The organism is Pigmentiphaga litoralis (assembly GCF_014651835.1).
Lineage (GTDB): Bacteria > Pseudomonadota > Gammaproteobacteria > Burkholderiales > Burkholderiaceae_B > Pigmentiphaga > Pigmentiphaga litoralis.
In genome coordinates this window covers 2,859,694-2,877,691 of record NZ_BMXQ01000001.1, presented here as the reverse complement: position 1 = coordinate 2,877,691, position 17,998 = coordinate 2,859,694, and the positions used below count along the sequence as shown (strand labels likewise).

At 64.3% G+C, this 17,998-nt stretch carries 19 protein-coding genes; 4 read left to right on the top strand and 15 right to left on the bottom strand.

Translation table 11 applies throughout. From position 1 onward, the window contains the following. Positions 1-2: 2 nt before the first annotated feature. From IE116_RS13085 to IE116_RS13030, 12 genes are all read right to left on the bottom strand, one after another. Entirely contained in the window at positions 3-1,664 is a 1,662-nt protein-coding gene (locus IE116_RS13085) for an ABC transporter permease (protein WP_373303047.1), read from the bottom strand. Further along, complete coding sequence (locus IE116_RS13080) at positions 1,664-2,713, bottom strand: Fe(3+) ABC transporter substrate-binding protein (RefSeq protein ID WP_189613068.1); 1,050 nt, start codon at positions 2,711-2,713, stop codon at positions 1,664-1,666. Before IE116_RS13080 ends, IE116_RS13085 begins: the two co-directional genes overlap by 1 nt. A gap of 114 nt (positions 2,714-2,827) precedes the next feature. Next, entirely contained in the window at positions 2,828-3,439 is a 612-nt protein-coding gene (locus IE116_RS13075) for an HAD family hydrolase (protein WP_189613067.1), read from the bottom strand. Positions 3,440-3,442: 3 nt separating this feature from the next. Beyond that, on the bottom strand, positions 3,443-4,294 hold the full coding sequence (locus IE116_RS13070) for a phosphodiesterase (protein WP_189613065.1): 852 nt from the start codon (positions 4,292-4,294) through the stop codon (positions 3,443-3,445). A gap of 54 nt (positions 4,295-4,348) precedes the next feature. After that, on the bottom strand, positions 4,349-5,410 hold the full coding sequence (locus IE116_RS13065) for an ABC transporter ATP-binding protein (RefSeq protein ID WP_189613064.1): 1,062 nt from the start codon (positions 5,408-5,410) through the stop codon (positions 4,349-4,351). Further along, complete coding sequence (locus IE116_RS13060; protein WP_189613062.1) at positions 5,400-6,197, bottom strand: ABC transporter permease; 798 nt, start codon at positions 6,195-6,197, stop codon at positions 5,400-5,402. Before IE116_RS13060 ends, IE116_RS13065 begins: the two co-directional genes overlap by 11 nt. Before the next feature lie 4 nt (positions 6,198-6,201). Then, positions 6,202-7,008 carry an ABC transporter permease subunit gene (locus IE116_RS13055; protein ID WP_373303046.1) on the bottom strand — a complete coding sequence of 269 codons (807 nt, stop codon included), beginning with the start codon at positions 7,006-7,008 and terminating at the stop codon, positions 6,202-6,204. Between the two features lie 22 nt (positions 7,009-7,030). Then, entirely contained in the window at positions 7,031-8,044 is a 1,014-nt protein-coding gene (locus IE116_RS13050; protein ID WP_189613057.1) for an ABC transporter substrate-binding protein, read from the bottom strand. After that, on the bottom strand, positions 8,029-9,102 hold the full coding sequence (locus IE116_RS13045; RefSeq protein WP_189613056.1) for a LacI family DNA-binding transcriptional regulator: 1,074 nt from the start codon (positions 9,100-9,102) through the stop codon (positions 8,029-8,031). The genes IE116_RS13050 and IE116_RS13045 overlap by 16 nt, the downstream gene beginning before the upstream one ends. A 97-nt stretch (positions 9,103-9,199) precedes the next feature. Continuing rightward, positions 9,200-9,676 (bottom strand): aromatic-ring-hydroxylating dioxygenase subunit beta, encoded by a 477-nt coding sequence (locus IE116_RS13040; RefSeq protein ID WP_229828138.1) that lies wholly within the window; start codon positions 9,674-9,676, stop codon positions 9,200-9,202. Positions 9,677-9,687: 11 nt separating this feature from the next. Then, complete coding sequence (locus IE116_RS13035; protein ID WP_189613052.1) at positions 9,688-10,932, bottom strand: aromatic ring-hydroxylating oxygenase subunit alpha; 1,245 nt, start codon at positions 10,930-10,932, stop codon at positions 9,688-9,690. A gap of 72 nt (positions 10,933-11,004) precedes the next feature. Continuing rightward, complete coding sequence (locus IE116_RS13030; protein WP_189613049.1) at positions 11,005-12,015, bottom strand: Bug family tripartite tricarboxylate transporter substrate binding protein; 1,011 nt, start codon at positions 12,013-12,015, stop codon at positions 11,005-11,007. Between the two features lie 264 nt (positions 12,016-12,279). Between IE116_RS13030 and IE116_RS13025 the strand changes: the two genes are divergently transcribed. Continuing rightward, entirely contained in the window at positions 12,280-12,993 is a 714-nt protein-coding gene (locus IE116_RS13025; RefSeq protein WP_189613047.1) for a GntR family transcriptional regulator, read from the top strand. A 76-nt stretch (positions 12,994-13,069) separates the two neighbouring features. Here IE116_RS13025 and IE116_RS13020 read toward each other — a convergent pair whose 3' ends face one another. Continuing rightward, complete coding sequence (locus IE116_RS13020) at positions 13,070-14,044, bottom strand: tripartite tricarboxylate transporter substrate binding protein (protein WP_189613045.1); 975 nt, start codon at positions 14,042-14,044, stop codon at positions 13,070-13,072. A gap of 380 nt (positions 14,045-14,424) precedes the next feature. On the opposite strand from IE116_RS13020, the gene IE116_RS13015 reads away from it, so the two are divergent. The 3 genes from IE116_RS13015 (at position 14,425) to IE116_RS13005 (ending at position 16,337) form a co-directional block, all read left to right on the top strand. After that, positions 14,425-14,784 (top strand): hypothetical protein, encoded by a 360-nt coding sequence (locus IE116_RS13015; RefSeq protein ID WP_189613043.1) that lies wholly within the window; start codon positions 14,425-14,427, stop codon positions 14,782-14,784. 6 nt (positions 14,785-14,790) lie between these two features. Further along, on the top strand, positions 14,791-15,555 hold the full coding sequence (locus tag IE116_RS13010) for an IclR family transcriptional regulator (protein WP_189613041.1): 765 nt from the start codon (positions 14,791-14,793) through the stop codon (positions 15,553-15,555). 83 nt (positions 15,556-15,638) lie between these two features. Beyond that, positions 15,639-16,337: a hypothetical protein gene (locus IE116_RS13005; protein ID WP_189613039.1), complete on the top strand. Its 699-nt coding sequence runs from the start codon at positions 15,639-15,641 to the stop codon at positions 16,335-16,337. 4 nt (positions 16,338-16,341) lie between these two features. Here IE116_RS13005 and IE116_RS13000 read toward each other — a convergent pair whose 3' ends face one another. Next, entirely contained in the window at positions 16,342-16,962 is a 621-nt protein-coding gene (locus IE116_RS13000; protein WP_189613037.1) for a class I SAM-dependent methyltransferase, read from the bottom strand. Further along, positions 16,959-17,981, bottom strand: a complete 1,023-nt coding sequence (locus IE116_RS12995; RefSeq protein ID WP_189613034.1) for an HNH endonuclease family protein — start codon at positions 17,979-17,981, stop codon at positions 16,959-16,961. The genes IE116_RS13000 and IE116_RS12995 overlap by 4 nt, the downstream gene beginning before the upstream one ends. Positions 17,982-17,998: the final 17 nt, after the last annotated feature.

Genomic DNA, 17,998 nt, shown 5'->3' with positions numbered 1-17,998 from the left:
GGTCAGCGGCCTATCTTCAATTGGGTGCGCGCCAGCAACATGACGGGCAGCAGACCCGCCAGCACGATCAACAGCGCGGCAACGGCGCCTTCTTCATAGGTGCCACGGGCGGCTTCGGCATAGAGCCAGGTGGCCAGCGTATCGAAATTGAGCGGACGCAGCAGCAGGGTGGCGGGCAGTTCCTTCATGGTATCGACAAATACCAGCAGGGCCGCGGCGGCCAGTGCGGGCCGCAGCAAAGGCAGGTGGACACGGCGCAGCGTGCCGCCCGCCGTCTCGCCCAGCAGGCGCGACGCCTGTTCCAGCGAGGGAGGGATGCGGGTCAGCGCCGCATCGACACTGCCGGCCGAGATCGCCAGGAAGCGGATGGTGCAGGTAATCACCAGCGCCGTGACCGATCCCATCATGACCAGCCCGGTGGTGCCGAAGGTGGCCCCCAGCAGGCGGTCGATGGCAATGAAGGGCGTCATCAGGCCGATCGCCAGCACGGTGCCCGGCACCGCATAGCCCAGGCTGGCGACGCGGGCACAGGCGCGGATCGGATCGAAGCCGCCGCCTTCACGCAGGGTGCGGCTGGCCCACCCGACGACCAGGCCGCAGGCCACTGTCAGCACCGTGGCAGCCAGCGCCACCGTCAGGGTGTTGCGCAGGCCGCCCAGCAACGCGTCGGACACGCCGCCGACTTCGTGCAGCCGCGTCCAGGTCTCGGCCACCAGGTAGGACACCGGCGCCACGAAGCCGATGGCGACCGGGATCAGGCCCAGGGCCAAGGCAAGGGCTGCCCGCGCGCCGCGCAGCGGACGCGGCGGCATGGGCCGCATCCGCTGGGTATTGGCATAGCGCTGGCGGCGTCGCGCGTGGCGTTCGAGCAGGATCAGCGCCACGATGATCGCCAGGGTCGTCAAGGCCAGTTGCGCAGCGCCGGCCAGATCCGACCGGGTGATCCAGGTGGTGTAGACGGCCACGGTCAGCGTCGGCACGCCCAGGAATTCGGATGCGCCAATATCGTTGAGGGTCTCAAGCAGTGTCAGGCTCAGGCCCACCGCGATGGCCGGCCGCGCCATGGGCAAGGCGACACGGCGAAAGGCTTCTGCCCGCGTTGCGCCCAGCGTGCGGGCGGCTTCCATCAGGCTGGCGGCCTGGCTCATGAACATGACGCGCGTGCTCAGGTACACGTAGGGATAGAGCACAAAGCCCAGCACGAAGATGGCGCCGGGTAATGATCGCAGGTCGGGCAGACGAAACTGCCGTGGGCTGTCAAAGCCCAGCACGGCCCGCAGCGCCGTCTGGATCGGACCGATTGGATGCAGCAGATCCAGATAGGCAAACGCGACAATATAAGTGGGCACCGCCAGCGGCAGCAGCAGCGCCCAGGTCAGCGCCTGGCGGCCCGGAAAGGTATAGGCAGTGACCAGCCAGGCGCTGCCCGTACCCAGCAAGATCACCAGCACCCCGACGCCGGCCAGCAGCAACAGGGTGTTGGCCAGGGCCTGGGGCAGCACATAGCTGGCAAGGTGCGACCAGTGCCCGAAGTCGTTATCCAGCGCGAACCAGGCCAGCGTCGCGATGGGCGACAGCACGATCAGGGCAATGACCGCCGTGGCGATCGCGGCGGCACGGCCCCGTTCGGGGCGGAGCAGCCTTCGTTGAGACCAGGCCAAGATCAGTTGTCGAACCCGACCCTGTCGATCAGTTCGCTGGCCTGCTTGCGGTGACGCGCGATTTCGGCCACCGACAGGGGGTCGACCTTGAGCGGGCCGAGCGACGCCATGACCGGGTCGAGCGCGATGCCGGCGCGCACCGGGTATTCATAGTTGACGCGCGCAACCATTGCCTGGCCGGCGTCGGACACCAGATACTCCATCAGCTTGACTGCATTGGCCGCGTGCGGCGCATGCCTGGCGACGGCGGCCCCCGACACGTTCACGTGCGTGCCGCCGCCCTTGGCGAAGGTCGGGCGCACCACCTTGATGGCGTCGCCCCATTTGCGGCCGTCGGTGCCCGGCGCGGAGTTCTTCATGTGACCGACGTAATAGGCATTGGCCAGGCCAATGTCGCAGATGCCGCCCAGGATGTCGCGCGCGACATCGCGATCGCCGCCGGTTGCCTTGCGCGCCAGGTTGGCCTTGACGCCGCGCAGCCACGTTTCGGTGTCGGCCACGCCATCGTGCGCGATCTTCGCGGCGACCAGCGCCGTGTTGTAGGGGTGCTGGCCCGCGCGGATGCAGACCTTGCCCTTCCACTTCGGATCGGCCAGCGCCTCATAGGTAAAGGCCTGCACCGGCAGATCCTTTTCCACATACAGAACCCGGTCGCGCAGGGACAGGGCATACCACTGGCCTGCCGGATCCCGCAGGTTCTCCGGCACGGCTTTATCCAGCGTCGGCGACTTCACGCGTTGCGTCACGCCACCTTCGACCAGGTCGACCAGGTTGCCGATGTCCACCGTCATCAGCACGTCGGCAGGCGACCGCGCACCCTCTGCCTTCACCCGCTCCAGCAGCCCGTCCTTCACGAATACCGTGTTGACCTTGATGCCGCTCTCTTTGCTGAACGCATCGAGCAGCGGCTGGATCAGCGCGGGCTCGCGGGTCGTGTAGAGGCTGACTTCTTCGGCAGCAAACGCAGGCAATGCAACAGCAGTAGCCGACGTGGCGATGGCCAGCACGGCCGACCGCAGCAGACGCGCGCGGGCAGTAACGGTAAGGGTCATGAGGCAGATCCTGTAAGGCAGGGACAAGGAGAAACGCGAGGCCGATTCTAGGGGAAATACGAATCGTTCTCCTTAATGCCCGAGCGCTCGGTAGGGTTTCCTGACAGGAAGCTGTCATGTCCGGAAAGACATCACCCCCCAGTCATGCCGGATTGCCCAGGTCATCAGCCGCGCATCGGGGTCGACGGCGATTGGCCGCTTGACCGCCTGCAGCAAGGGCAGATCGTTGAACGAATCGCTATAGAAGCGGCTGTCGTCCAGCCGGGTCAATGACGTGCCCAGGGTGTGCAGCCACGCATCCACCTGTCGGACCTTGTCTTGCCCAAAGCAGTCGGTGATGGCGTGATCGACACCCAGGTGCGCGGCGACCGGGGCCACCAGCGCGCTGCCGGTGGCGCTGACGATCACGGTCATCAGCCCCTGCTTTTTCAGATCAGTGATCGTCGGTATCGCGGCGGGCGCGATGGCCGGGATCAGCAGATCCTGTTCGAAGGCACGCCGCCAGCCAAGCTCGGCATCGGCAGGCAGGGAGGCATCGAGTTCCACCCGGAATCGCCGCAGGGCCGGGTAGTCGAGCGTGCCGCGCCGATAGTCTTCCATGAACCCTTCGTGCTGGATCATGGCGGCGGGGCTGACGGCGTTCTGGCGCAGCAGAAACGCCATCCACAGCTGGTTGCTGTCGTCCACCAACAAGGTGTGGTCGAGGTCAAGGAAGGCAATACGCATGGCTCAGTCGATCAGGGCGCCGGTGGGGTCGTGGAAGGGGTAGGGGCCATCAAAGGTGCCGGTATATGCCGTGTGACTGACGATGCGGCCCAGGCCGCCGGGCGCGCCGTCCCGGGCTGGCAGGGCGTGGATACCGAAACCCGGCGGTTCCAGGTTCCATGACGACGCGGCGTCGGGTGCCAGGTCCAGGCGCACCTGATGGGCGCACGACGGGACGGTCACTGCCATGCCCGCGCCGAAGCGCACCTGGATCGCGCGGTGCAGGTGGCCGCAAATGACGCGCTCGACATTGGGATGACGGTTCAGCAGCGCTTCAAGCTCCGCCGAGCCTGCCTGCAGACCGATGGCATCCATATGCCCGATCAGCGTCGCAAAGGGCGGGTGATGCATGGCCACGATCACGGGCCGGTCACGATGCTGGTCCAGCTCGTCGGCCAGCCATGCCAGACGATCGGCGCACAAGGACCCTTCGCTGGCCTGCGGCACCACGGTATCGAGCGCGATCAACTGCAGATCGCCGATGCGCACGCTGTATTGCACGAAGCCCTCGGTGCCCAGGTAGGTGTGCTCGGGAAAGCTCGCGCGCAGGGTCTGGCGGTCATCATGGTTGCCGGGCATGAGATAGAAGGGCACGGCCAGCGGGGCCAGCAAGGCACGCAGGTGCGCGTATTCGGCAGGCCGGCCGAAGTCGGTCAGGTCGCCCGTCAGCACGACGGCATGGGGCTGCTGGGGCAGCCGGCCGATGGCCGTCACTGCCTGCGCAAGATACGGCGCCGTATCGAGCCGGCCATAGGCAAGCTGCCCCGGTTCACGAATATGGGTGTCGGACAGCTGGACGAGAAAAGTCGTGGGCATGGTCGTGGTGGTCAGCAGCGTAACGGTGTCAAGGCGGAGTGTGATGGCAGAGTGTCAGGCCAGGGCATCAAGGCAGGGCATGAGCCGGCCGTCGCGGATGCGCACGCCCACCCGGTCGCCGACCTGGGCCGGGTGATCGCGGTCCACGTCGGCATGCAGGTCGGGCTGGTCGGCCAGCTTCAGCGTCAGATGCACCCGCTCGCCAAGAAAGCGTCGGCGCAGCACCGTGGCCACGCCCCATGCGGCCTGCACCGCACCGACATCGATGTCTTCGGGGCGGACGAGCAGCTCGGCGGGTGGCGGTGCGGACGTCATGCCGACAGGGTACGCCTGCGGCTGGCCGCCCAGGTGCACCCCGTGACCGCCGGCATCGGTGCGCAAGCGGTTGACGCGTCCCAGGAAACTGGCGACGAAGGGATGCGCAGGATTGCGGTACAGGGTCTCGCCATCGCCGACCTGCACAATGCGCCCGGCCTGCATGACGGCCAGGCGGTCAGCGATGGCCAGGGCTTCCTGCTGGTCGTGCGTGACGTGGATGGCGGTGATGTGCAGTCGGCGCAGCAGTTCGGCCAATTCGTCCCGCAGCGATTCCTTGAGCTTGGCGTCGAGCGCCGTCAGGGGTTCATCAAGCAGCAGCACGCGGGGCCGCACGGCCACGGCGCGAGCCAAGGCAACCCGCTGGCGCTGGCCGCCCGACAGTTCAGCAGGCCGCTTGTTCTCGAGTCCGCTCAGCCGCACCAGGTCGATCAGCTCGCCCACGGTGCGGCGCTGCACATCGGGCGCCACGCCGCGTATCCGCAGGCCATAGGCGATGTTGGCTTCGACCGACATGTGCGGAAACAGTGCGTAGTGCTGGAACACGATGCCGATGCCCCGGCGCTCGACCGGCAGCGCCACCACGTCGTCGCGCCCGAACAGGATGCGGCTGCCGGCGTCGGGCGTTTCCAGGCCGGCGATCAGGCGCAGCAAGGTGGTCTTGCCGCAACCGGACGGCCCGAGCAGTGCGACCACTTCGCCCGGTTCGATCGACAGCGATGTCGGGTGCAGGCCGCGGGTGCCATCGGGATAGGTCTTGGCGCAATCGATGACGTCGACGCGGGTGCGTTCAAGTTCCAAGGTGTTTCTCGATCAGGTGGCCGAGCCATTGCAGGCCCAGCATGACAGGCAGGATGACCAGCAGGAAGACCAGCGTGTAGGCCGAGCCGATCTCGATGCGCATGGACGCATAGCTGTCGGCCAGGCCCACGGGCAGCGTGCGGGTCAGCGGCGTGTGCAGCATCCAGGTCAGGTTGAATTCGCCCACCGATAGCGTGAATACCATCAGGCTGGCGGTCACGATGGAGGGCAATACGGCAGGGACCAGTACGCCCAGAAAGCGTCGCGTGAACGAGGCGCCAAGGGACCGCGCCGCTTCCTCCATGGCCAGCAGCGCATCCCGCCGGAAGGCGGCGCTGACCGCGTGCACCATGAAGGGCAGGGTGAACACGATGTGGCCGACCAGGATGAAGGCAAAGCTCTGCCGGAAGCCGCGGATCTGCCCATAGGCCAGGATCAGCGCCAGGGCGGTGGCCAGCCCGGGAACGGCCACCGGCAGCGTCAGCAGCTCTTCGAACAGCCGTGCCCACCGCGAGCGGCTGCGTGCCAGTGCATAAGCGCAGGGAATGCCGAGCAGCAGGGTGCCAACGACGCAGGCCAAAGCCAGCATCAAGGAGGCCGAGATGGTGCCGCCATACACGTCGATCACCTCGCCCAGCCAGCGCAGCGTGAACCCGCTCCGCATGCCCACGCTGTAGTTGTTGACGAGGCCCGCCAGCACCGACAGCGCGATCGGCGCGAGCATGAACGCACTGACCAGCACCGTCAGCGCCGGGAGCAGAAGGGGAAGTTGTCGGGGATGCCGCATGGTGTCAGGCTCCCGTCGTGGCGGATCGTGCCGCGCCGCGAGTCAGGAACAGCGTGAGCCAGGTCAGCAGACCCAGTGCGATCGACAGGCTCGCGGCAAGGCCGAAGTTGGCGTAGTTGGTAAACTCGTCATAGATCGTGATGGGCAGCACTTCGAACTTGCTGGCCAGCGTGAACGCGGTGCCAAAGGCGCCCATGGCGGTTGCAAAAATGATGGCGCCGCAGGCCCGCGTGGTCTGCGCCAGTCCGGGCATCCACACGTGGCAGGCCACCTGCCAGCGCGACGCCCCCAGCGACCGGGCGGCTTCTTCCAATTGGGCGTCCATGGCGCCTGCGGCCGCCGTATAAGTGGCAATCGCACGTGGCAGCGAAAAATAGACGTAGGCCAGAAACAGGCCGGTCAGCCCGTAGGCAAAGGTGTTGCGGCCCAGCCCCAGCCATTCCGTCAGGTCCGCCACCAGACCCTGGCGGCCGCCCAGCAGGATGATGAAGAATCCCACGATCACACCCGGAAAGGACAGCGGCAAGGTTAGCAGGGACAGCAGCAGTCCCTTGCCGCGAAAGCGCAGGCGGGCCAGGGTGATGCCCACCAGTGCGCCAAGCACCAGCGTGACGAGTGTGACCGTCAACGACAGTCCCAGGGTATTGAGCAGACTGCGCAGATAGCGGCCGTGGGTCAGCACGGCGAAATACGCCGCGCCGCCCTGCGCTGCCGGCAGGGTAAACAGGCGCGCGACCGGCAGCAGCCAGAAGGCCGCCACGAAGGCCACGGCAGGCGCCGCAAGAATGCCCAGCAGGCGGGAAGAAGACATCATGCAATCAACTGCGTGGTGATCAACGAACGTCGGACAGATAGCGGTCGGAAAACGCTTTCTGCACGGCGGCCATCTTGCCGTAGTCGACGCTCTTGGCACGGGCATATTCGGTGGCCGGAAGGAAGCGGGCCTGCACTTCCTTGGGCATGGCCGACGCGCGAACCGGACGCAGATAGGCGTTGGCCCACAGTGCCTGGCCTTCGTCGGACAGCACAAAGTCCAGCACCTTGTTGGCGTTGTCGCCATGCGGCGCGTTGGCCACCTTGCTCATGACATACGGGACCACCAACGTGCCTTCGGCCGGGATCACGAACTGCACATTGGCCTTGTCCTTGTACTTGGCGCGATAGGCGTTGAAGTCGTAATCCAGCAGGATCGCGATCTCACCCGACAGCACGCGGGCATAGGCCGTCTGCTTGGGCACGATAGGTTCGTTCTTCTGCAGCGCCTTGAAGTAGGCAATACCCGGCGCAAAGTCGTCCAGCGTGCCGCCGCGCGCCTGGTTGGCCGCGACTGCGCCCACATAGCCGACAAAGGCGGAGGCGGGATCCAGATAGCCGATCAGACCCTTGTAGTCCGGCTTGAGCAGGTCGGCCCACGATTGCGGCACCGGCTTGCCCTTCAAGGCATCGACATTGACCATGAAACCCATGGTGCCCGAATGGATCGTGAACCAGTGTCCTTGCGGATCCTTCAGGCCATCCGGAATGTCGGCCCAGGTCGCGGGCTTGTAGGCAGCGGTCACGCCTTCCTTCTGCGCCTGGATGGCGAAGGTCACGCCCAGGTAAGCCACGTCGGCCACGGGGCTGGCCTTCTCGGCCACCATCTGCGCCAGCGACTGGCCCGAGTTCTTGTTGTCGGGCGGCACGGTCACGCCGGTCTTGGCCTTGATGGCCTTGATCTGCGTGCCCCAGTCGGCCCACTCGGGCGGGCAGTTGTAGCAGATGGCGTTCTGGGCAAAGGCACTGGCGCTGGCGGTCAGGGCGACAGCCGCCAGCGTGGCATGGACGACACGGGTCAGAAAGGTGGGCATGAAGAGTCCAGGGTCGAGGAAGGAACAGAAGCGACGCGCTTGCGCCGCGGGGAAGAGGAAGCATCGGGCGCACGCGCGCACGATTCGCCGGTACGGAATCCGTGGGGCAGCAGGCGGCTGGCTTGCGGCGCCAGCGCCTGGCCGTCGGTCAGTGCGCCCACCAGCCATTGCACGCTGTCCCGGCCGATGGTGTGGTTGGGCTGGGTGATCGTGCTGAGCGCAGGCGTCAGGTCGTTGCCCAGCGCAATGCCGTCGAAGCCCGCAATACTGATGTCGTCAGGCACCGTCAGGCCCGCCAGGTGCGCAGCGCGCAGGCTGCGGATCGCGATCAGATCGTTCGAACACACCAGCGCCGTCGGCCGGGCGGGCGTTTCCAGCAAGGCGCGGATGTCCTGAATGGCCGTCTCGATAAAGGGCACTTCCAGGCAGTCATCGGCGTGCAGGCCGTGGGCGTGCATGCCCTCGCAAAAACCGCGCTGACGTTGCATGGCGCGGTCCGACGCCGCCAGCTGGCCGCTGATGAACGCAATCCGCCGGTGACCCATCGCCACCAGCCGCGCGACCATCTCGATGACCGCCGCTTCGTTGTCGACCGACACACAGGGGTGGGCCGCGTGCCGGTTATAGGCGAGCACATAAGGAAGCGCCGCGGCGCGCAGCCGGTCCAGCGCACGCGACGTTGCGGGCTGCGACACCACCAGCACCATGCCATCGACGTCGGCTGCGATCAGTTGCAGCACCGCCTGCTCTTCGCGTTCCAGCTCGTAGTCGGTGGTGATGGGCAGGATCGCATACCCCGCCGCGCGCGCAGCCTGTGCCATACCGTCCAGACATTCGGCGAACACGGGGTTGAGCAGGGTGGGCAGCACGATGCCCAGCACCTTGCTGCGCTGCGTGCGCAGGCTGCGCGCGCTGGCGTTGGGCAGGTAGCCAAGTTCCTGCGCGATGCGCAGCACATGCTGGCGCGTATCGGCGCGGACCTTGTCGGGAAAATTGAATACCCGCGACACGGTCGCCATCGACACGTCGGCGCGGGCGGCCAACTGTTTGATGCTCACGGTGGCGCTCCAATGAAAACGTTTACATTGGACCGCGCGAACGTGAACGCTTGATGACACGGCGTGCGCGGCGCCGTGTCGGTGACTCAGGCTGCGGCTACACCGGCAGCACGATCAAGGTATCGATCTTCTTCGAGTCCAGCACCACCGCGCGTTCCTTGAATCGTGCGGTCTCGCCTTCGACTTCCATCCGATCTTCATACTGCCCCGACAGGAACAGGTCAGTCGTACCGTTCTGCATGATGCGAATCACCGCAAAGCCGGTCACGGCGCGATGCGCGCCATCATCATCCGTGCCCAGGAACCGCGTCGGTCCGAGCAGATGGCGGTAGCGGTGCGGCTCGAAAATGTTGGCTTTGCGCAGGGCAGAGACGCGATCGAGCAGCATGCCTTTGCTAGAGCAATACAGGATGCCGATCGGCAGGCCGCGGTCTTCGCTTTCACGGGTCGCGATGCGGTAGCGGCAGGCGTCGACGAACAGAGTGGGCCAGTCTTCATAGCGGCCGTCGTCGATGCAGAACACGTAGTCGTTGATCAGCGCCGTAATCGCGGCGCGTTGGCTCAGGGTGGTCACAGGCGTCTCCATCACAGGTCCATGTGCCGGCGGTAGCGCTGCCAGAAACCCCGTACCGAGGCTTCGCTGACGCGCGATTCCTGGTTTTCCACGGTGCGGCCGCCCATTTCCAGCACGGTCTCGCCGTCGGTTTCTCCATGCAGGGCGCGCTGAACGAAGTTGCCGATCACGCCGTCTTCAAGGGACACCAGACCTGCCGGTCCAACCAGATTGCCGAGCGCAATCCGGATATCGGTCTGTTCGGGCGTATCACTTTCATAGCCGAACAGGATCCACAGCAGCTCGCATTTCTCGGGCCCTTGCGGCACCAACAGGCGAATCGCCAGCGAGTTCTGGATCTGCTGGATCACGAGGTTGGGGAAGATGCCCTGGATGGCGTGGGTGATGCCGTCGTCGAATTCCTGCCAGCTTTTCAGCAGGCTCGGGTCATGCAGCTTGAACTCGTCGTCTTGCGCGCGCAGGGTGCTGTCGTCATAGCCCGCGCCGGTGTCCGACGCCATCTGCGAAAAGCTGATGTGATGACCGCCATCGCCTTCCATGACCAGTCCGCCGCGCATCGACAGGCGGTTCAGCTTGAAGGTCGTGAAGAACAAGTGAAGCAGGCTCGCGTGGTACGAGTCCTTCACGTTCTCCATGTACAGCTTCCAGTTGTTGTGCATGACCTGCGAATAGCTGCCCAGGATGCGGATCTTGCGATGGAAGATGCGTTCCATGTGTTCGCACATGCGCGGGCCAAGAAAATCGCGCAGGGGTTCGACGGTGTCCGAGAAGGTCGCGAAGACCAGGCCTTGAAAGACCTCGACACGCAGCGCGCGCAGGTTGTGCCTGGACTTGTCGAAGTCTTCCGGCATGCCGCCGACGCCCGCGACGCCGCGATGGAAGGCCACCGTTTTCAGCTGGCCTTCCAGGTCATACGACCAGTTGTGATAGACGCAGGTGAAGCGTTTGGCGCTGCCGCGTTCTTCAATGCACAGGGTCGCGCCGCGGTGCGCGCAGCGGTTCACGAACACACTGAACTGGTCATCGGCACTGCGCACCAGGACCACGGGCGTTTCGCCCACGGTCGATGTTTTGTAGTCGCCCACATTGGGCACGTCGATGTCGAGTCCGACAAAGCTCCAGATGTCGCCCTTGAAGAGCTTTTCCTGTTCTTCGGCGTGCAGGCTTTCATCGCTGAAGACGCGGAACGGCACGCGGCTGACGCCTTGCGCGGGCCATTCGATGCCATGGGGCCGCACGGGGGACGAGGTGTCCATGAATGCTCCTGTTGCGCGGCCTGGGTGGCCGCACGGTGTGTGGTGTGGTGTGGTGCAGGTAGCGGGCAGCGCTTATTGCGCGGTGGTGCCCGAGTCCTTGATCGCCTTGGACCACAGCGCCAGTTCCTTTTTCTGGAACACGGCCATGTCGGTCGGCGTGCTGCCCACGGGCGTCGCGCCCAGCGTGATCAGCCGGTCGCGAAAGGCCGGGTCCTGCACGCTTTTCGATACGCCGGCGGCGAGCTTCTCGATGATCTCGGGCGGCGTTTTGGCGGGTGCATAGATGCCGTACCAGGCCGTGACCTCAAAGCCCGGCAGGCCCTGCTCGCGATAGGTCGGCACGTTCAGGCCAGGGACGCGGTCGTGGGTCGCGATCGCAATGGCTTTCAACTTGCCGGCATTGATGAACTGCGCGGCGGCGGTGTATTCGACTGACACAAAAGTGATCTGGCCGCCAAGCAGGTCGGCCAGCGCGGGGGCGGAACCCTTGTAGGGCACGTGCGTCGCTTCGATACCCGTCATGGACTTGAGCATTTCGCCGGCCAGATGATGCGGTGAACCGATGCCGGCCGATCCGAAGGTCGCGCCCGGATGGCTCTTGATGTAGGCCAGCAGTTCCTGAAAGGAATTGACGCCCAGCGACGGGTTGACGACCAGCACATGCGGGATCGTGGCGATCAGGGACACGGGCGCAAAGTCGGCGGGGGCGTACGAGATCGTCTTGTACAGCGACGGGTTGATGCCGTGCGTGGTGGTCGATCCCAGCAGAAGGGTATAGCCGTCGGGTTCGGCGCGCGCCACGTAGGTCGAGCCGATGATGCCGGCGGCGCCGGCGCGGTTGTCGACCAGGAAGGTCTGCCCCATCTGGTCCGACCACGACTGCGCGACACCGCGCGCGATCATGTCCAGCGCGCCACCTGGCGCAAACGGTGCGACCAGGCGGACCGGGCGGCTGGGGTAGGGCGACTGGGCGAAGCCGGCTGAACCGAGGCCAAGGCCACAGGCAAGCAGGCTGAGCGCAGTGGCGCCAAGGGCAAGGCGCCGGCCGGCGGACGGCAGGTCTTGATTGAGTGAGACACGCATGTTTTCAACTCCCGAACTGCGAATGACCGGCCCGGCGCCGGCAGCCTGAGTGTCTCTCTCCAGCCTCGATTTTGGTATATCGTATACGATCCTGATTCGTCGTCAACGGGTTTTTTTCAGTTGCGTGACAGCGCCTGCCGCGCCCTGCAGGGCAGCCGATAACGCCGTCGCCACGCCCTTTTGCCTTGCGTCGTTGCGGTAAACTGCGAGCCCACGAGAACACGCGCCACCCAGCCGCGCCGTGGTCCGGAAGCGATGTCAGTCATGCCAAAAAAGAACGAGAGCAAGCCCACCGAACGCATCGTCGCGCGTTCTTCCATGGTGTCCCAGATCCTGCCGCGCCTGCGTCAGGACGTCGTCGAAGGAAAGTGGAAGCCGGGCGAACGTCTGATCGAGCCGGTGTTGTGCGAACAGTTCGGCGTCTCGCGCACGCCGATGCGGGACGCGTTGCGGGTGCTGGAATCGGAAGGGCTGGTCGAACTGATTCCGCATGTGGGCGCGGTCGTGACCAAGCCCGAAGCCGCCGATATCTCAGGCACCTTCGACATCCTTGCGGTGCTCGAGGCGACCGCGGCCGAAAAGGCGACGCGGGAGCGTTCGCCCATCTTCCTGGCCAAGCTCAAGAAACTGGTCGCGAAGATGGATGCCGCGGTAAATGCGGGCGACGCCGCCGCTTACATCAAGGTCAATGACGAATTCCACCGACGCATCGTGATCGAGTCGGGCAACCCGGCGCTGATCGACATCCATGAACACCTGATGTGGCACGTGCACCGCGTGCGTCACGCCACCTATCGCAGTCTGCCCTTCACCAACGAGACGGGTCGGCATCACGATGAACTGCTGGCATTGATGGAGCAGGGCGATGCGCCCGGCGTCTTCGCCGCCATGCGGGCCCACATGCTGGACGTGGGCCGCAACGTGATGAGCGCGTCGGGGTGGCAGCAGGGCGTGGAACCCTCGGCCGAAGTGGCGTAAAAAACGGGCAGTCGAATTCGATCTGCCCGTTCCATGATGCGGCGTGCCGTGTGGCATGGCGCCCGGTCCCCTGCAACTACATCTGCGCGATGCCTGCCGCCTTCACCAGCTTGGCGTTGGCGTCGATTTCTTCCTTGATGTAGGCATCGAAGGCTTCGGGCTTCATGGTCCACGCATCGGCGCCGAGCTTGGCGAACCGTTCCTTCACTTCCGGCGAGGCCAGCGCCTTGACGACTTCGTCGTTCAGGCGGTTGACGATTTCGCGCGGTGTCTTTGCCGGGACCATCATGCCGATCCAGAAGTTGAATTCCGATCCGGGCACGCCGGCTTCGGCAGTGGTCGGCACGTCGGGCAGGGCGGCCGAACGCTTGGGGGACCCGACTGCCAGGGCAAGCAGATGTCCTTCCTTGATCTGGCCGATGACCGGAGCGATCGGCGAGAAGTAGTAGTCGACGCGGCCGGCCAGCACTTCGCTGACGGCTTCGGCGGATCCCTTGAACGGGATGTTGGTCGCGTCGATCTTGGCCGCCATCTTGAACTTCTCGGCGTTCAGGTGCGTGGCGCTGCCTTGTCCTGCCGACGCAAAGTTCAGGCTGCCGGGCTTGGCGCGCGCCTTGGCCACCAGGTCCTGCAGGGTCTTGATGTTCTTGGAAGGCGAGATCACCAGCGCATTCGGCAACGACGAAATCGGCGTGACGGCGGCAAAGTCGCGCACCGTGTCGAAGGGCAGCTTGGCAAACGTGGAAGGGTTCACCGTGTGCGACGATGAATGGATCATGATCGTGTAGCCGTCGGCCGGGGCACTGGCCACTGCGGCCTGCCCGATCGTGCCGCTGGCGCCGCCGCGGTTGTCGATCACGAAGGTCTGGCCCATGCTGGCGCCCAGCTTGTCGGTAATGGCGCGGGCGATGATGTCGGTGGTGCTGCCGGCTGTGAAGGGCACGATCACACGGACCGGTTTGTTGGGATAGTCGCCTTGGGCGCTCGCGGCAAACGGCAGAGCGGCTGTCAGGCACGCCAGCGCGCCGACGGTGGCACGGATGAAGTTCATGCTGTCTCCTGTGGATGGATGCTACGGCGTTGCCAGGGGCGTTCCGCTGGACGGAAGCCCCACTGCCTTGTCTTTTAATTCACCGTTAAGTTAATTATCGGTAGCGGAGCGCCTCGCGTCAATGCGTTCTTCTGGCCGCCGGATCCGGAGATACCCTTAAGGGTCCCGCTGTGGTGGCCCAGCTGCGGGGCGGCGATCATCCAGGTGGTTGATGGACAGCATGGTCCTCCGGTCATCGTCAGGTAGTTAACCATTTGGTGATTTAACAGGCGCGATGAACGCGGTTGACGCCCGCTCCCGTCCAGCCCTGCCCTCGGCTGGGGTTACAGTGTCACCCAGCGCGGCGGACGTGCCGACGCGTCGAATGAGGCCTTTGCTGCATGTTTACGACCACCCTTACGCCCCAGGACCGCCGGCTCCTGATGTTCGTCCTCGTGGCCGCGCCCTTGCTGGATCGGCAGCGCACCGGCCGGGACATGCCCGACGACGATCACGCGAGCGTGTTGTCGCGCTGGCTGCAAAAGAATGACCGCAAGGTCAGCCTGATCACGCGGGCTCGGTTTCTCAGCTATTCCAGCCGCTTCACCAAGCAGCTGATCCGGACCCAGGCGCCGGAACATATCGCCATCCTGTGCGCAGCGCTGCGTCAGGCTTTCGAAGGGGGCGAACGCCCGCTGCTGGCCGAACAACTGATGGCCGACTGCACCCAGTTGCTGGTCGAACACAAGCTGGACCGTTGATCCGCCATGTCCAGTCTGACCCGCATGCTGGCCGTGTTGACCCTGTTTGAAAAGAACGTGCCGACGCTGGACGCCGACACCATCTGCGCGCGTCTTGGCTACTCGCAGCCGACTGGCTATCGCTATATTGCCGAACTGGTTCGCGCGGGCTTGATCGCGCGGATTGGCGTTGGCGCTTATGGGCTGGGGCCGCGCATCATCGAACTGGATTATTCGATGCGAGAAGCCGATCCGGTGCTTGGGGCCGCCAAGCCGGTCATGGCCGAACTGGTGCTGGTCACCGGCGGCGACGCCACGCTGGCCGCCTGTTACGGCGATCACTTCGTGACGACCCACCACCACGCCGGACCGGAAGGCATGAGCCTGAGTTATGGCCGCGGCCGGCCCATGCCGCTGCTGCGCGGTGCGCTGTCCAAATGCCTGCTGGCGTGGTTGCCCCGGGCGCAGCAGCAGCGCATCTACCAGCGCGGCATTGCGGATCTGGACCCGTCGCCCGACGACCTGGCCGAGCGCCGCGCCAGCTGGACAGCCATCCGCAAGCAGGGGTTCGCCGTGTCGATCGGTGAATTGGATCCTGGCGTGGTGGCCGTGGCCGCGCCGGTGTTCGATGCGGAAGGCGCCATCCTGGCTGCGGTGGCTGCCGTGCTGCGCAAGCAGCGCTATGACCTGGTCAACAAGACGCAGCTCAACGACATGGTGATCGACGCCGGGCGGCGCATCGGCCGCGCGGTGGCGGCCCCGTCGTTGTTGTCGGCGTCGGCCGAGCCATGAAGGCCGTGCGCTGCGCGCCGGGCGCCAAAGTGTCACCGCGCCAACCGATCACCGAATCCCTTTCCTGAAGTTGAAGCGAGCCCATGCCCGAGATCTCTCCGTTTGTCGCATTCACCGCCTTGGCACTGGTGCTGATCCTGATCGGGTCGATGTGGCTGTTCGGCGGCCGCCGGCCCCGCCGCGATGCCGGCCCGCGTCTGCGGCCCGTGCGCCGGTTCATCGGGCTGCTGGTGTTGCTGACGGGCCTGCTGTCTGCCTTTCTGGGCTTCACGGTCTATCGCTACCTGCAACTGTTCGACGACGAACCCGTGGCGGTCATCACGCTCAAGCAGCAAGGTCCGCAGCAATTCCTGGCGACGGTCACGCTCAATAGCCATGACGTGATTGGCGCTCCGCCAGCGGTGCACGAGTTCACGGTCAACGGGGATGCCTGGATGATGGACGCCCGGGTGCTGCGCTGGCAGCTGCCGGCGGCGCTGGCCGGCGTGCCGTCCTTGTATCGGCTGGAGCGCCTGTCGGGCCGCTATGACGCCGTCGAGCAGGAACGCACCGCGCCACGCACCGTCTACGAACTCGGCAACGCAGCGGCGCCCGATCTGTGGTCGCTCAAAAAGCAATTCCCGACCTGGCTGCCGTTTGTCGATGCGCAGTTCGGCAGCGCCACCTGGATGCCCATGTTCGACAACGCGCAGTACACGGTGCTGCTCAACGGCCGGGGTGGCTTGCTGGCAAAGCCGGCGGACGCGGTTACGGCGGAAGGATTGCGCAAGCGGGGCTGGTAGGGCTTTAGAGATGATTCGCGGCCAGCGCGCTTTTGGTCGGCGCTCGCCTCTTACTGAGCAGGGCGTTCAACCAATTCTCGTTTGCTCGGTCAGGACGAACATCGTTCGTGCGCCACATAGCTGCGGCATAGGTGCGGGTATGACTGAGCGCCTCGACCAATAAGCGCTCGTCAAAGTCGTTGAAGTACCGGCCGTTCAAAACGCGCTCCTGCGTACCGAGTTTGAACGAGCAGTAAATAGAACCTTCATCGTTCAAGGCGGAAGCCAATCTATTGATAACTCCGGAAAACGAACTGCGAGCCACGTGAAGCAGGGAGGCGCATGCCCAAATACCGTCAAAAGGATGCTCCCATTCGAACTCCTCGAATCTTATGAGCCTTGTTGGAACATCGGCAAAGCTCTCAGTCGCCTGCACCATGGCCGGAGACGAATCGAACGCCTCAACCTTGAATCCATGTGCCTTGAACCATGCGGAGTCGCGACCTGATCCACTGCCTGCGTCAAGAATCGATCCCCCCGCGGGCAAGCGGCGAACGAATTCCGCATAGGCTGCGCTCATGTCCGCATCGCGTGTTTGGGAGATGAACAGCTCTGCGTTCTCTTCGTAAAACTCGTTGGCATTCAAATTGTCTGATCTCCTCTTTGTGGCGGCTCCCAGACGTGAATCAGGTTGGCCTTGGCCTCACTGTGTATCGCCTGCAGGAATGAGCGTCGCTCGCTGTCCGTTGCTCCCGTCTGCGCGATCAATGTCTCGCGCAAGGGATGATGACTCGAAATCAAGAATTCGTTGCGCTGATGGAGCCGTTCCAGCAACCCTGTGGTGGGCAAACGCGCAAACTTGCCTGATGAGCCACGGTTGCAATCACGGCAGGCAAGCACGAGATTCCAGACGCCATCCACTATCAGTCTTGGTAGGCTTCTTCCGGTGACATGGGGAATGAAATGGTCAACATCGGCGAGCGGACCAGCGGAGTTCGTTATCGAAATTGCTTGAAAGCAGTAAAAACATCGACCTTTCTGATATCCGTTGAGTGCGGCTCGCGACGAGGTTACAGAGATTCGACGTCGATCTTTCAACACCCATAAAAATTGCGCATCGTCATCGTGCTCGACCCTGATAAGCTGCTTGGATAGGCCCAGATCCCAAGCTGTTTCAACCAGTCTCCAGCGAGCGTCGATCTCATCGATTAAAGCAACTCGGTCGGGGCCAGCCTTTAAAGACAGCAGTTCTTCAGTTAAGCGTATGCCGCCGTTGATCTTTCGCTCGTCTACGAAGAAGCGCACGTTTGTCGGCTGCTGATTTACGACGTGAAATGCATCAAGAACGTTGTTGAATCCAAATCGCTGCGTAGCTACATGAAGTTCAACCGCAGATAGCTCGCCAGAGTTGAACTTGGCGCACGCACTCAAATAACGACTGCTGGAAGAGGTCGACTGCTTGGGAGCAGCTTTCAAATGACCGCATAGATGACGGGCGAACGGCTCTGATAGATCTTCTAGTGAGACAAAGTCGCTTCCCTGGTCTCTAAGCTCCAAAAGAGCATGTGCGAGGGCAAATTTATAGGAGGCGACGTTCCGGCCGAATAATACGATCGATCGCCAGTAATTCTCTCGAGTGGGCTGATATTCAAGGAAGTTGGCCATGCCGATATTGTTGTCGC